Source organism: Candidatus Allofournierella merdavium (genome assembly GCF_944382735.1).
Classification (GTDB): Bacteria; Bacillota; Clostridia; order Oscillospirales; family Ruminococcaceae; genus Allofournierella_A; species Allofournierella_A merdavium.
In genome coordinates this window covers 92,853-107,127 of record NZ_CALWND010000002.1, presented here as the reverse complement: position 1 = coordinate 107,127, position 14,275 = coordinate 92,853, and the positions used below count along the sequence as shown (strand labels likewise).

Sequence of the window (14,275 nt, the reverse complement as noted above, 5' to 3'; positions counted from 1 at the left end):
GATAAAATTGTAAAGTAAATCAACTTTGCAGCATCTGCAGGAACTCCTGCTCGGTGAGCACCGGCACCCCCAGCTGCTGCGCCTTGGTGAGTTTGGAACCGGCGGCCTCCCCGGCAAGCACATAGGAGGTCTTTTTGGAGACCGATCCGCTGGCCTTTCCGCCGTTTTTGACGATCAGCGCCTCGGCCTCGGCGCGGGACATGGTCTCCAGCGTGCCGGTGACGACCACAGTCTTGCCCGCCAGCTTATCGGTCTTCTCTTCTCCATGCCAGACCATGTTCACGCCGGCGCGGCGCAGCCGGTCCACAAGGTCGGCGGTGCCCTCCCGGGCAAAGAACTCCACAACGCTCTGGGCCATCACGCCGCCGAACCCGTCGATGGCGCTGATGGATTCGGCATCGGCGGACTGTACCGCCTCCATCGAGCCAAAATGCTCCGCCAGCAGCGCGGCGGCCTTGTCGCCGATGTTGCGGATGCCCAGCCCGAACAGCAGTTTGTCCAGGTTGTTCTCCTTGCTGGCCTCGATGGCGCCCAGCAGGTTGTCGACGCTCTTTTGTTTGAATTTGTCCAGGGTGAGCAGCTGGTCGGCGGTGAGATCGTAGAGATCGGCGGCACAGCGCACATACCCCTTTTCCACCAGCTGCGCCGCCACCGCCTTGCCCAAGCCGTCGATGTCCATGGCCCCGCGGGAGGCGAAGTGGATGAGGTTGCGCAGCGTCTGGGCCGGGCACTCGGGGTTGATGCAGCGCAGCGCCGCCTCCCCCTCCAGATGCACCGCCTTCGCGCCGCAGCTGGGGCAGGTGTCCGGCAGCTGGAAGGGCCGCGCGCCGTCGGCGGCGTGGGCGGTGACAGCCACCACCTCGGGGATGATGTCCCCCGCCTTGCGCACCAGGATGGTATCGCCCACGCAAACGCCCAGCTGGTCGATGAAATCCTGGTTGTGGAGGATGGCGCGGCTGACGGTGGTGCCTGCCAGCTGCACCGGCTCAAAGACCGCCGTGGGGGTGAGCACGCCGGTGCGGCCCACCGTCACGTCCACCCGCAGAAGGATGGTGGGCTTTTCCTCCGGCGGGTACTTGAAGGCGATGGCCCACCGGGGGAATTTGTTGGTGCTGCCCAGCCGCTCCCGCTGGACAAAATCGTCCACCTTGACGACAGCGCCGTCCATATCAAAGGTGAGTTCCCCCCGGCTTCGGCCGATGTCCTCGATCTCGCAGATGGCGGCCTCAATGTCGGTGAAGGCGTTGTAGCGGGGGGACACCGGGAAGCCCAGTGATCTCACATAGTCCAGGCTCTGCCGGTGGCTGGTGATGGCCGGGCCGCCCCGCAGCTGCTGGATGTTGAACACAAAGATGGAAAGCCCCCGTCCGGCGGTGATGCGGCTGTCCTTCTGGCGCAGCGAGCCGGCGGCGGCGTTGCGGGGGTTCTTGAAGGGCTGCTTGTCGCTGAGCTCCTGTTCCTCCACCAGCTTTTCAAAGGCGGCATGGGGCATGTAGACCTCGCCCCGCACCTCCAGAAATTCCGGCGCCTTTTCCAGCTGTTTGGGGATATCCGCGATGGTGGCGAGGTTCGCGGTCACGTCCTCGCCCACCACGCCGTCGCCCCGGGTGGAGCCGCGCACGAAGCGCCCGTTCTCGTATTCCAGGCTCACCGAGAGGCCGTCGATCTTGACCTCCACCACATACAGCGGGTCAATGCCCTCGCCCCGCACCCGCTTGTCAAACTCACGGATCTCGTCATAGCTGAACGCGTCCTGCAGGCTTTCCATCTTGACCTGGTGGGTCACCTTGGCAAACCGGCCGGAAGGTGCGCCTCCCACCTTTTGGGTGGGCGAGTCCGGCGTGACCAGCTGGGGAAACTCGGCTTCCAGCGCCTTCAGTTCCCTTGTCAGCGCGTCGTATTGGTAATCCTCCAGTTCGGGGGCGTCCTGTTCGTAATAAAGGCGGTTGTTGCGCTCGATCACCTGTCGAAGATACGCTACCCGCTCCTTTGCCTGTTCCAGTTCCACTTGTTTCACCTCTGCAGCTGCCGCCCTCCCGTCCATCGGGAGGCTCACGGCCGATCGTCCCGGATATTATACCACATTCAGCCGGAAGAATCTGCCCCCTCCAGATAAAATTGCGGCGTGTCGCCCACGATCAGAAGCTGGGCCACGCAGATCCCGCTCTCGGCCGTGGTCTCCACCTGCATCCCCGCCAGCACAGCGCACAGCTGCACCGAAAATACCAGATCCGTTTGCAGCTTTGTCTGGTTGACGCCGGCACTGACAAAGCCGGTCTCGACACGGCTTTCAATATGTGAAAGGGGGATCACCTTTACAGCGATGTCAGGCCCGCGGCCGGAAAAAAGCTGCAGGCCAAGGAGGGTCCCCAGCGGAATGGCAAAATCCGCCTTCCCTTCTCCCATGGAGCGGGTGAGATCGCTCTCCAGCGTGTATTGCAGCAGGGTGAGGCGGGCGGTATCCCCCACAACGCTCTGCACCTGGCCAGCCTCATCGTATTGGAGGGTGTACAGGTCTTCCAGCAGTTCCGGCGCGTTCTGCAGGCAATCGGCCACCGCCGTTTGCATCCAGCGCACGGCCTGTTCCCGGCAGGCGTATTCCGCCATGGCCCGGGCCACCGGACGGATCTTCTGTTCCAGCTTTACAAGGCTGAACAGGAGCAGCGCGGCCAGAAGCAGCGCGCAGATCATAAACCTGCGCGCCGGGCCGTGTTTCTGCCGGACTGCATACGCCCGCCGCTGCATAAGATTTCCCCCTTTTTGCGCATTGTTCTCTTAAAACAATATTCGCGCGGGGGGAAAAATGTGAAACTTCAGCTTTCCTGGCCATCCTTGCGCCAGAGGATCAACCGGAGAACGCTTTCCAGCACGGCGTACAGCACGCCGGCCACCGGCCAGACCAACCAGGTGACGTCCCACCGGCCGCTGGCAAAACTCCAGGCGAGATAGACGGCGACCGCCAGGAGCCAATAGGCCGTTGCCACCGCCTCTTTCACACCGCTTCTTTTCTTTTCCGCGACCGAATAGTCCTCTTCCTGCAGCAGTTTACCCATGCTGGCCCAGCGCACGCCGCACAGGATGAACAGCACCGCGCCCACCCCCGCCAGCAGGATGGAGAGGCAGAGCAGCAGCACGGGCAAAAATGTTTTTTCCCCCGTGAGGATGGACAAAAACAGCGGTACGGGCGAGAGGATGCACAGACAGGTGGCCACAATGTTGCAGACGGCGTAGGCACCATGGAAATCCTTCTTTTTTTGCGCCACCATGCCCCGCACACCATACTCTGTTTCAAAGGGTTCGGTATCGATGAAAGCGTAGGGGGCGTTGCGGAAGCCGCACCATACGAAGAGGGCCACACCAGCGGCCACCAGCACCGCCAGGGCGCACAGGCCCACGGATGCCGCGACTCCCCCGCTCACCGCCGCGGCGCCCGTCACGGCGGCGCCTCCCAGCAGCAGCAGCGGAAGGACTGCCACGATGCACAGAAAAGCGCCCGCAGCGATGAGAACAGCGGCTTTTCCGCGCCATTGCAGATACTCCTGTGCCTGCGCAAGGGTAACACGCTTTATGGCGCGTTCCTCCCCGCACGGGGCGTATTCCTCCTGTTCCAGTTCGTCCTTGAGAAGATAGTCGGTGGTCACACCGAACAGGGCGCTCAACTGCAGGATCTTCTCCAGTTCCGGCACGGTCTGGGCCCCCTCCCATTTGGACACCGCCTGCCGGGAAACATTCATTTTTTCCGCCAGTTCCTCCTGAGACCAGCCGCTCTTTTTGCGCAGCCGGATGAGCTTGTCAGCAAATATCATATTTTTCCTCCTCCGTTTCGATGCTGCGGCCCGGCGGCCCCTGCCGCTTACCGCTGCGCAAAGAATACCAGAATGCCGGGTTGCGCGCCACCAAACGGCGGCTTGAAATTTGTCAACCGGGGGTTGCGTGCCGGTGCGAGAAAAAAGAAAAGGGCCCGCCGCACAGAGCGAGCCCAAAGGGACACAGGTTCAGATGGAGATGGTCTCCGCCACATCCAGCAGGGTGGTGTCGATGCTCTTGTGCATCGACAGCGCCACATTGATGTCATAATCAACGATCTTATCAGCCGACACGGCCACCACGCGGTTGAAAATGCCCTTTTCCAGCAGCACCACCGCCTGATAGCCCATACGGGATGCGGTGACGCGGTCCCGCAGGCTGGGGTTGCCGCCGCGCTGCACATGGCCGAGCACGGTGGCGCGGGAGTCGATGCCGGTGCGGGCCTGGATCTCGTTGGCCAGGTCCTGCGCATGGCCCGCGCCCTCGGCCACGATCACAATAAAATGCTTTTTGCCGGTCTTCTGGGTGAATTTCATCCGGTCCAGGATATCGCGCTCCAGATCGTAGGGTCGTTCGGGGATCAGGATGGAGATAGCGCCGGTGGCGATGCCCACGTTCAGTGCGATGTAGCCGGCATTGCGGCCCATGACCTCCACCACGCTGCAGCGGTCATGGCTCTGGGTGGTGTCACGCAGTTTATCCACCATCTCCACCGCCGTGTTCATCGCGGTGTCATAGCCGATGGTGTACTCGCTGCAGGCAATGTCGTTGTCGATGGTGCCGGGGATGCCGATGCAGGGGATCCCCAGGTTCGCCAGCGCCTTGGCGCCGCGGAAAGAGCCGTCGCCGCCGATGACCACCAGCGCGTCGATCCCAAGCTGCTGGCACATCTCGGCGCCCTTGCGCTGGCCTTCCTCGGTCATAAATTCCAGGCAGCGGGCAGTGTACAGGATCGTGCCGCCGCGATGGATGATCTCGGAAACGCTGCGCAGGTTCATCTCATAGGCCTCACCGTTCAGCAGACCGTTGAAGCCGCGCTCAATGCCGATCACCCGCATACCATGGCTCAGGGCAGTACGCACAACAGCACGCACCGCGGCATTCATGCCAGGCGCATCGCCGCCGCTGGTAAGCACGCCGATCGTCTTGACTTCCTTAGCCATAAAAAAAGCCCCCTCTGTTACGATTCATTCAAAACAAACCGCCCGGAAACACGTTCCGAGGCAAAAACCGCGATCACGCAGCTGTGATTTATCACAGGGCTATTATACCATCGGTGCAACAAAAACGCAAAAGAAAGATGTGCCGAAATGTTCACAAATTTTGTCTGACCGTCTCTTAACAAATTGTGCGAATGGCGCTATCAGGCGTTTTTTTATTTGAACGCCACATTTCCGTCGCCCAAAATGCGTTTTAACTCACACGTCAAAAGTTCATGTTCCATGCTCCACAGATTGCGGGGGGCGAGTGTGAGTTGTTTGCGGTCTTCAAAATAGATGTAAACCGGCAGCGGGCCCTCAAAAATGGACAACAGATTCTCCACCTTCGCAAACTCCGCACTGTCCCGGCCGGGCACCTTCAGATACATCCCCTTGCGGGCTGTTTTGGCCGGCGCCGGGCGCGATGCGGCGCCGGGCGCCGCGGGAGAATACGCAGCGATGGGCATGATCTTTTCCGCCACCAGTTTGGCGTTCTCCTCTTCCTTGACAGAGACACGCCCGTTGATGACCACCACCGCGTTCTCCTGCAGCGCGCTGCGGCAGTCCGCCAGCACCTTCGGGAAAACGATGATCTCCATGGTGCCGCTCAGGTCCTCCACGTTGGTGAAGGCCATCATCGTATTGGAACGAGTGGTCATGAATTTGGTCTTGATCACCGCGCAGACGATGTTCACATGTTTGCCGTCGTAGCGGCGGGCCTCCTCCCCCATCAGGTCGGCAATGCGGCAGGCTCCGATGGCCTGGATCTGCTTGCGGTATCCGTCCAGCGGATGACCGGACAGATACAGCCCGCTGACCTCCTTTTCCATTTTCAGCAGTTCCGGCAGTTCAAATTCGCCGTGGTCCTCGATGTGGAAATCTTCGCCGGCGCTCGCTTCCCCGCCGCCCATCTGGCTGAACAGGTCCAGCTGCCCCTCCACGTTGCGGCCGATGTCGGTCTCCACGCTCTTAAAGATGGCGTCCACGTTCTCCAGCATTGCCTTGCGGCTGACGCCGGTCTCGTCGAAGGCGCCGCACTTGACCAGGCTCTCCACCGCGCGGCGGTTGAGTTCCTGCCCGTGCAGCCGGCGGCAGAAGTCATAGAGCGAGGCAAAGGGCTTTTCCCTGCGCTCGCGCACCACGGCGGCGATGAGGTTGCGCCCCACATTTTTGGTGGCGTTCAGCCCGAAGCGGATGTTTTTTCCGTCCACCGTGAATCCGCCGTCGCTGATGTTGATGCTGGGCGGCAGCACCTTGATGCCAAGGCGCTGGCATTCGCCGGTGTACTCGATGACCTTGTCGGTGTTGTCCAGCACGCTGGTGAGCAGCGCCGCCATGAATTCGCTGGGGTAATGACACTTCAGGTAGGCCGTCTGGAACGCCACATAGGCATAGCAGGCCGCGTGGGATTTGTTAAAGGCGTAGGAGGCAAAGCTGCTCATGTCGTCAAATATCTCGTTGGCAGCCTGTTCGCTGATGCCGTTTGCCGCGCAGCCGGTCACGAAGTGCTGGCGCTCCTTTTCCATGACATCGTGCTTTTTCTTGCTCATGGCGCGGCGCACCAGGTCCGCCTGGCCCAGGGTGAAGCCCGCCAGTTCCCGGCAGATCTGCATCACCTGCTCCTGGTAGACGATGCACCCGTTGGTCACGTCCAGGATGTGCGCCAGCTGGGGCGTTTTGTAGCGCACCTTGTCCGGTTCGTGGCGGTTGCGCAGATAGGTGGGGATGGAATCCATCGGGCCGGGCCGGTACAGGCTGATGAGCGCGATGATGTCCTCCAGGTTCTTGGGTTGCAGCCCCGTCAACACCTGCTTCATGCCGGTGCTTTCCAGCTGGAACACGCCCTCCGTCTCGCTGCGGCCCAGCATCTCGTAGGTGGCGGCGTCGTCGTAGGAGATGGCATCCATGGAAAAATCCGGTTCGCGGCGGCGCACCATGTCCTCGGCGTTCTTGATGACCGTCAGGGTACGCAGGCCCAGAAAATCCATCTTCAAAAGGCCCAGTTCCTCGATGGTGGTCATGGTGAACTGGGTCACCGGCACCCCGTCGTTGGAGGCCAGCGGCACATACTCGTTCGCTGCCTCCCGGGTGATGACCACCCCCGCCGCGTGGGTGGAGGCGTGCCGCGGCATCCCCTCGATCTTGATGGCGGTGTCGATGAGCTCCTTCACCTGGGGGTCGGCGTCGTACTGGGCTTTGAGCTCCGGCGAGACCTCCAGCGCCCGGTGCAGGGTCATTTTCAGTTCCATGGGCACCATCTTGGAGATGGAATCCACCTGGGCGTAGGGCATGCCCAGCACCCGGCCCACGTCCCGGATGGCCGCCCGGGCCGCCATGGTCCCGAAGGTGATGATCTGGGCTACATGGTCGTGGCCGTACTTCTCGTTCACATAGTCGATGACCTCCTGCCGGCGCTCGTAGCAGAAGTCCACGTCAAAATCGGGCATACTCACCCGCTCGGGGTTCAAAAAGCGCTCGAACAGCAGGTTATAGCGGATGGGGTCGATGTTGGTGATGCCCACGCAGTAGGCGGCGAGGCTGCCCGCGCCGCTGCCGCGGCCGGGGCCCACGGGGATGCCCTGCTGTTTCGCGTAGTTGATGAAGTCAAAAACGATCAGATAATAGTTGGTGTATCCCATCCGGCGGATGACGTCGATCTCATATTCCAGCCGATCGTGCATCTCCTGGGTCACGCCGTCGCCGTAGCGCCGTACAAGCCCTTCCCGGCAGAGTTTTTCAAAATAGACCTGGTTGTCCATCCCGTCGGGCGCTTCGAAGTACGGCAGTTTGGTGACGCCGAACTCAAAGTCAAAATTGCACATCTCGGCGATTTTGGCGGTGTTCTCGCAGGCGTCCGGCGCGATGGAGAACAGGTCATACATCTCCTCAGTGCTCTTGAGATAGAATTCGTCAGTCTCAAACTCCAGCTTGTCCGCGTCCTGCACCGTCTTGCCGGTCTGGATACAGATGAGGATGCTCTGCATCTTGCTGTCCTCCCTGCGGAGGTAGTGGGCGTCGTTGGTGGCCACCAGCGGGATGCCTGTCTCCCGGGCAAGGCGGATAAGCAGCGGCAGGATCTGCTGCTGGGCGTCAATGCCGTGGTCCTGGATCTCCAAATAGAAATTCCCCTGGCCAAACAGGTCGTTGAAGTAGAGGGCGGCGGCCTTCGCCTTCTCATAATCCCCCGCCAGCAGCGCCTGGGGTATTTCGCCGGCGAGGCAGGCGGACAGACACACCAGCCCCTCGTGGTGCTGTTCCAGCAGTTCCTTGTCCACCCGCGGCTTGGAATAAAAGCCCTCGATGAACCCGGCGGAGACCAGCTTGATGAGGTTTTTATAGCCGGTCTCGTTTTTGCACAGCAACACCAGATGGTTGGAGCCGTCGATGCGATTCACCTTGTCGAACCGCGAGCGGGTGGCTACATAGACCTCGCAGCCGATGATGGGCTTGACCCCCGCCTTCTTCGCAGCCTTGTAAAAATCCACGCAGCCGTACATCACGCCGTGGTCGGTGATGGCGATGGCAGTCTGCCCCAGTTCTTTTACCCGGTCGAACATCCGGTCGATGCGGCAGGCGCCGTCCAGCAGGCTGTATTCCGTGTGCACATGCAGATGCACAAATTGCTTTTCAGACATCGCTTCTCCTTTGCCGCAGATCATCGGCCAGATGTTCCAGCTTTTTCAGCCGGTGGGACAGGCCGGATTTGCTGATGGGCTCCGCGCTCTTTTCCACCAGCTGCGCCAGCGACAGGTCCGGCCAGTCCAGCCGCAGCTGCGCCGCCTGCCGCAGCGGGGCGGGCAGCGCGTCAAAGTCGCCGTTTTGCTGTAAGTACTCGATGGCCCTGCGCGCCGCCACGTTGGCGGTGACCACCTTGTCGATGTTCGCCGTTTCGCAGTTGTTCAGCCGGTTGGTTTTGTTGCGCAGTTCCTTGAACAGCTTGTGGTCCATGATCTGCATGGCGGCGCCCCCAGCCCCCATGAAGGTGAGCAGGTCCGCCACCTGTTCGCTGGCCTTGACATAGATCACATTCACCCCTTTGCGCACCGTGCGCCGGGGGGTGAACTCGTGTTCCGCCAAAATCCCTTCCAGGTCTCTGGCCAGGTTGTAGCGGGGGCACAGGAATTCCAGATTGTACTCCTTGCGGGGGTCGGTCATGGTGCCGCAGCACAGAAAGGCCGAGGCCACAAAGGCCGAAAAACAGTGCCCGCAGCGGATGAGCCGGGGGTCGATATGCCGGCTGACCTGCTCCTCTTCACAGTGGAACAGACGCAGCATCGCTTCCACCTCGGCGGGCTCGTCCACCTTGAACTCGTACAGCGGGCCGCTGGGCCGTTCCTTGGTGGTGATGGTGCCGTGGATGCCGCAGATGCCGAACAGCCGCCTGGCGTACTGCGCCACCCCCTGCAGTTCGGTGTGAAGCACAAGGCCTTTCCGGTCAAAATATCGTCCGAAACAGGCGATCCCGTAGCTTGCGGCCAGCGCGCAGCACTCCCGGGTGATCTTCTTTTGCACGATCTCGTTTTTCACGTCCTGGGAAAAACTCACACGCCGCACCTCCTTTCAAGCACAGGCCTGCCGTCAGGCCGTGCGGTTCACATCCCGATGATGGACGGCGGGATGATAGCCCAGCCCGGCACAAAACCGGCCGATCAGCCGGGCAAAGGTGATGGACCGGTGCTTGCCGCCGGTGCATCCCACGGCGATGGTCAGCTGGCTTTTCCCCTCTTTGACATACAGCGGCAGCGAATATTCCAGCAGCGACTGGATGCGGCGCAGCAACTCCCGGGACTCGGCCGAGTCCATCACATAGTCCACCACGGCCTGATCGAGGCCGGTGAGGGATTTGAGCTGGGGCACATAAAAGGGGTTGGGCAGGCAGCGCACATCCAGCACGATGTCCGCCTCCTTGGGCAGCCCGTATTTGAATCCGAAGGACACGATGTTCAGCACCATGCCCTCCTTCTCCTCCTGAAGGAACAGGCTGCAGATCCGCTCCTTGTTCTGGGCGGGCGAAAGGAGCGAGGTGTCCAGCACGAAATCCGCCCGCTCGAAAAGCGGCCGGAGCACCTCCCGCTCCATGGCGATGGCACGAGAGGTGGATACTCCCTCGTAGCTGGTCAGCGGATGGATGCGCCGGGTCTCCTTGTAGCGGCGCTGCAGCACTTCCTCGGAACAATCCAGAAACAGGATGCGGTAATTCACGCCGCATTTGTCCAGGCCGTCCAGCGCTTCCTGCACGTCGGAGGCGCTGCGGCAGCCGCGCACATCCAGCACCACCGCCACCTTTTCCAGCAGATTTTCGCCCTGCTGCGCAAAATCCACAAGGCGGGGCATCAGCCCCGCCGGAATGTTGTCGATGCAGAAATAGCCGATATCCTCCAACACGTTCATTGCCAGCGATTTGCCGGCGCCCGAAAGGCCGGTCACGATCAGAAGTTCCATGGTTTTTCCTTCCCGCTCCGCCCGGCTCACTCCACCACGCGGATCTCCTTTTCCAGCACAAAGCCGGTCTGCTCTTTTACCGTTTTGCTCACAAGATCAGCCAGGGCCAGCACGTCCGCGCAGGTCGCATCGCCAAGGTTGATGATGAACCCGCAGTGCTTTTCGCTGATGGCCGCGCCACCCACCCGCGCGCCCCGCAGGCCGCACTGTTGGATCAGCGCGCCCGCGAAAGCGCCCTGGGGCCGCTTGAACGCGCTGCCGGCGCTGGGGTATTCCAGCGGCTGCTTGGCAATACGGCGGGCCATCAGGTCCTCCATCACGGACTCGATCTCCCGGCGGTCGCCCGGGGCGAGGCGGAACGCGGCGCTGAGCACGCACCAGCCGGTGCGCCCGAAGATGCTGGTGCGGTAGCCCAGTTCCAGTTCCTCCACCGGCAGTGTGCGCACCGCGCCCTGATCGTCCAGGAAGGTCACGCTGTGCAGCACATTGCGCATCTCGCCGCCGTAGGCGCCGGCGTTCATATACACCGCGCCGCCCACGCTGCCGGGGATCCCAAAGGCAAATTCCAGGCCGGTGAGGCTTTGGGCCGCCACCGCCTTGCAGAGGGCGTTCAGCCCCAGGCCCGCGTCCGCGTGGACGATCTCCCCCTCAAAGCGTGGCTCGCCGGCCAGGGCGGCGGTGCTGATCACCATCCCGTCGAACCCCGCGTCGGAAAACAGCACATTGGACCCTTTGCCCAGGATATAGCGGCGCACGCCGAACCGCTCGCACAGTTCGATCGCCCGGATTATCTGCCCGGCGTCCGCCGGCGCGCAGAACACCCGCGCCGGGCCGCCGATGTGAAAACTCGTGTGCCTGGACAGCGGCTCCCCACAGAGAAAGTCGATGGATTCGTCTTTTAAGGCCCGGCACAGGGCCTGCAGTTGCTCCACAGAGTTCAGCCTCCGAATACTTATTTGCGGTGAAACGCCGCTCAGGTCTTGACCTGGTCGCCCAGACGGGCGGCGCCCACCACACCGGCGTCGTTGAACAGCTCGGCCGCCTTGATCTTGACACGGCGCTTGCCGTCGCGGGAGTAATCTTCCCAGTCCACCTGGCGGCGCACCGGCCCCAGCAGCACCTCACCCTCGCGGGAAACGCCGCCGCCGATGCAGACGATCTCCGGCTGGAAGATGTTGATCACATTGGTCAGGCCGCAGGCCACATACTCCACATATTTGTCGATCAGGCGTTTTGCCAGTTCGTCGCCTGCGCGCATCCCCTGAAAAGCGGTCTTGGCGTTGACCTTGTTCACATCGCCGTCCACCAGCTTCCACATCATGTTGTCGGGGTGGGACAGCATCGCAGCCTTTGTGTCTTCGGTGAGCGCCCGGGCGGAGGCGTACTTCTCCCAGCAGCCGTTTCGCCCGCACATGCAGGCACGGCCGTCCTTCTGGATGACCATGTGGCCCAACTCCGCGCCGGCGTAGTTAAAGCCGGCAAAGATCTTGCCGTCGATGATGATGCCGCCGCCGATGCCGGTGCCCAGCGTGATGACCACCGCGTAGCGGGCGCCCTTCGCGCCGCCGGCTATGTATTCGCCATAGGCCGCCGCGTTGGCGTCGTTCTCGATGAAGACCTGGCAGTTCAGCAGATTTTCCATCTGCTGCTGCAACGGCCAATCCCGATACCCGAAATTCGCGTTAAAATCCACAACGCCCAGCTGGCTGTTCACGCTGCCGGGCGTGCCGATGCCCACCCACTGAATGTCGTCGAATGTAAGCTGATTTTCCGCAAGGACCCGCTTGCACAGATCGGCGATCTTCTGTTCGATCGCCTCCTGGGGCTGTGGCAACTCGGTGGCGCAGGTGCTTTTTGCGATGATGTTGCAATCCTCGTCCACAATGCCCGCAGTGATGGTGGTGCCGCCCAGATCGACGCCGATGGTATACTTTTTCATAATGCTCCTCCTATACGTTCCGCAACAGGTTTGTTGTGCAGTTTTAACTCTTCCAGCAACCGCTGGGGCGATCCGTTCACCACCAGTTCCTCCGGAAAATCGATCTCCTCCAGCAGCCGGACCAGGTGTTCCACCCCTGCCCGCATCTGGTAAATCGAGTGCGCGTCCGAGTTGAGCGCCACCGGGCACCCCGCCTTTTTACAGGCCAGCGCCAGCGCTTTCATGTTGCCGGCCCCTTCCGGCCGCACCACACAGGAATTGCCGTTGAGCTCCACGACCTTTCGCTTGCTTGCAAACACCCGGGCAACGGCGTCATAGTCATATACATGCTGTGCCTGCTCCGAGTGGCCGATCATATCCACCAGCGGGTTTTCCGCGATCTTCAGCCACAGATGTGTGGCCTGCTCCACCGTGAGGGTGCCCGGCATGCAGTCGGTGTGGATGGAGGCCGTGACCCAATCCAGCTTTGCCAGAAGCTCCTCCGGCAGGTCAAGCCCGCCTTCAAGATCCACAACGTCCACTTCCGCCCCCTTGAGCACCGGGATGCCCTCCAGCACATCCGGCAGCCGCCGCAGGTTGTGGAAGTACCAGATGTGGGGCGAATCCGGCATGGCGGGCCCGTGGTCGGTGACGGCAAGGGCCCGATACCCCATCTCCCTGGCCGTGCGGGCCATCTCGGTGATGGTGTTGAATGCGTGATTGGATACAAGAGTGTGGGTGTGCAGGTCTGCAATGATCCGATACAAAATGATATGCTTCCTTTCCGATTAAATGCTCACGTCGTCCTCCAGACCGAGACGTGCCAGCAGTTCCTTTGCCGCGTTGTAGCCCATCTTCTTCTGGCGGTTGTTGATGGCCGCCGTCTCGATGATGACCGCAAGGTTCCGGCCCGGCATGACCGGGATCACCGTGCAGGGGATCTGCACGCCCAGAATGTCATAGGTGTCGTTTTCCAGGCCGGTGCGGTCGTAATTCTTGGTCTTGTCCCAGGGTTCCAGCTGCACCACCAGATCCACCCGCTCGCTGACCTTGACCGCGCCGATGCCGAACACCCGCGCCACGTTCACGATGCCGATGCCCCGCAACTCGATAAAATGGCGGATGTTCTCCGGCGCGGTGCCCACAACGGTGCGGTTGGAGGTCTTGCGCAGTTCCACCGCGTCGTCCGCCACCAGCCGGTGACCGCGCTTCACCAGTTCCACCGCCGTCTCGCTCTTGCCCACGCCGCTGTCGCCCAGGATCAGGATGCCCTCGCCGTACACCTCCACGAACACGCCGTGGCGGGTCACGCGGGGGGCCAGTTCCACATTCAAAATGTTGATGAGGGAACTGAGCAGCGTGGACGTGCTCTCGGTGGAGACCAGCAGCGGAACCTCATACTGGCGGGCAAACTCCAGAAATTCCGGCAGCACCTCCAGCCCCCGGCTGATGATCACGGCGGGGGGCTTGAGCGAAAGCATTTTTTCCAGCCGGCTGCGGCGCTCCGCTTCAGGCAGCTCTTTCAGATAGGCGATCTCCACCATGCCGCAGATCTGGATACGGCTTGCGTCAAAATACTGGTAGTACCCTGCCAGCATGATGCCGGGACGGTTCACGTCCGCTGTGTAGATCGGAATGTCGGAAAGTTCCTTCGGGGCGTAGATGGTATCCATTTTCAAGGTGGCCGCAAGGTCGCTTAACGGGACGGAAAACGCTGGCATGAAGAACACCCTTTCTTTGATTCGCAGGACCAAAGCCCCACCGCCCGGCTTGGGCCGTGCCATGAAAAGCGGAGCGCCGGTCTTGTCTGCAGATACACTTATTATATAATATACCGTTCGGAATGGCAATTTCCAATCGCAACAAAAAGTGACCCGCACAGAAAAACGCCGGCCGCAAACCGATGCGG

11 protein-coding genes are annotated in these 14,275 nt (G+C 61.5%); all 11 read right to left on the bottom strand.

What is annotated here, in order from left to right; all coding sequences use genetic code 11:
- Positions 1-19: 19 nt before the first annotated feature.
- Positions 20-2,044, bottom strand: coding sequence for an NAD-dependent DNA ligase LigA (gene ligA / locus ACH2A7_RS01880; protein WP_394959739.1), 2,025 nt, complete (start codon positions 2,042-2,044; stop codon positions 20-22).
- A 41-nt stretch (positions 2,045-2,085) separates the two neighbouring features.
- Positions 2,086-2,691: a sporulation protein YunB gene (locus ACH2A7_RS01875; RefSeq protein ID WP_394959504.1), complete on the bottom strand. Its 606-nt coding sequence runs from the start codon at positions 2,689-2,691 to the stop codon at positions 2,086-2,088.
- 122 nt (positions 2,692-2,813) lie between these two features.
- Positions 2,814-3,806: a helix-turn-helix domain-containing protein gene (locus ACH2A7_RS01870; RefSeq protein WP_394959502.1), complete on the bottom strand. Its 993-nt coding sequence runs from the start codon at positions 3,804-3,806 to the stop codon at positions 2,814-2,816.
- 189 nt (positions 3,807-3,995) lie between these two features.
- On the bottom strand, positions 3,996-4,970 hold the full coding sequence (gene pfkA / locus ACH2A7_RS01865) for a 6-phosphofructokinase (RefSeq protein WP_394959500.1): 975 nt from the start codon (positions 4,968-4,970) through the stop codon (positions 3,996-3,998).
- Positions 4,971-5,182: 212 nt separating this feature from the next.
- A complete protein-coding gene (locus ACH2A7_RS01860; RefSeq protein ID WP_394959498.1) occupies positions 5,183-8,641 on the bottom strand; it encodes a DNA polymerase III subunit alpha in 3,459 nt (1,152 codons plus the stop codon).
- Positions 8,634-9,551, bottom strand: coding sequence for a DNA-binding protein WhiA (gene whiA, locus ACH2A7_RS01855; protein WP_394959496.1), 918 nt, complete (start codon positions 9,549-9,551; stop codon positions 8,634-8,636). The genes ACH2A7_RS01860 and whiA overlap by 8 nt, the downstream gene beginning before the upstream one ends.
- Positions 9,552-9,584: 33 nt before the next feature.
- Positions 9,585-10,448 carry an RNase adapter RapZ gene (rapZ, locus tag ACH2A7_RS01850; protein ID WP_394959494.1) on the bottom strand — a complete coding sequence of 288 codons (864 nt, stop codon included), beginning with the start codon at positions 10,446-10,448 and terminating at the stop codon, positions 9,585-9,587.
- A gap of 26 nt (positions 10,449-10,474) precedes the next feature.
- A complete protein-coding gene (murB, locus tag ACH2A7_RS01845) occupies positions 10,475-11,380 on the bottom strand; it encodes a UDP-N-acetylmuramate dehydrogenase (protein ID WP_394959492.1) in 906 nt (301 codons plus the stop codon).
- Between the two features lie 41 nt (positions 11,381-11,421).
- Positions 11,422-12,387, bottom strand: a complete 966-nt coding sequence (locus ACH2A7_RS01840; RefSeq protein WP_394959490.1) for an ROK family protein — start codon at positions 12,385-12,387, stop codon at positions 11,422-11,424.
- Entirely contained in the window at positions 12,384-13,133 is a 750-nt protein-coding gene (locus ACH2A7_RS01835) for a phosphatase (protein WP_394959488.1), read from the bottom strand. Before ACH2A7_RS01835 ends, ACH2A7_RS01840 begins: the two co-directional genes overlap by 4 nt.
- Positions 13,134-13,154: 21 nt before the next feature.
- On the bottom strand, positions 13,155-14,087 hold the full coding sequence (gene hprK, locus ACH2A7_RS01830) for an HPr(Ser) kinase/phosphatase (protein WP_394959486.1): 933 nt from the start codon (positions 14,085-14,087) through the stop codon (positions 13,155-13,157).
- Between the last annotated feature and the right edge of the window lie 188 nt (positions 14,088-14,275).

Bases quoted from the DNA above. Each gene is read 5' to 3' on its own strand.
- ACH2A7_RS01875 (WP_394959504.1), bottom strand. From the start codon at position 2,691: ATGATCTGCGCGCTGCTTCTGGCCGCGCTGCTCCTGTTCAGCCTTGTA.
- hprK (WP_394959486.1), bottom strand. From the start codon at position 14,087: ATGCCAGCGTTTTCCGTCCCGTTAAGCGACCTTGCGGCCACCTTGAAA.
- ACH2A7_RS01870 (WP_394959502.1), bottom strand. From the start codon at position 3,806: ATGATATTTGCTGACAAGCTCATCCGGCTGCGCAAAAAGAGCGGCTGG.
- rapZ (WP_394959494.1), bottom strand. From the start codon at position 10,448: ATGGAACTTCTGATCGTGACCGGCCTTTCGGGCGCCGGCAAATCGCTG.
- ACH2A7_RS01860 (WP_394959498.1), bottom strand. From the start codon at position 8,641: ATGTCTGAAAAGCAATTTGTGCATCTGCATGTGCACACGGAATACAGC.
- ligA (WP_394959739.1), bottom strand. From the start codon at position 2,044: ATGGACGGGAGGGCGGCAGCTGCAGAGGTGAAACAAGTGGAACTGGAA.
- ACH2A7_RS01840 (WP_394959490.1), bottom strand. From the start codon at position 12,387: ATGAAAAAGTATACCATCGGCGTCGATCTGGGCGGCACCACCATCACT.
- pfkA (WP_394959500.1), bottom strand. From the start codon at position 4,970: ATGGCTAAGGAAGTCAAGACGATCGGCGTGCTTACCAGCGGCGGCGAT.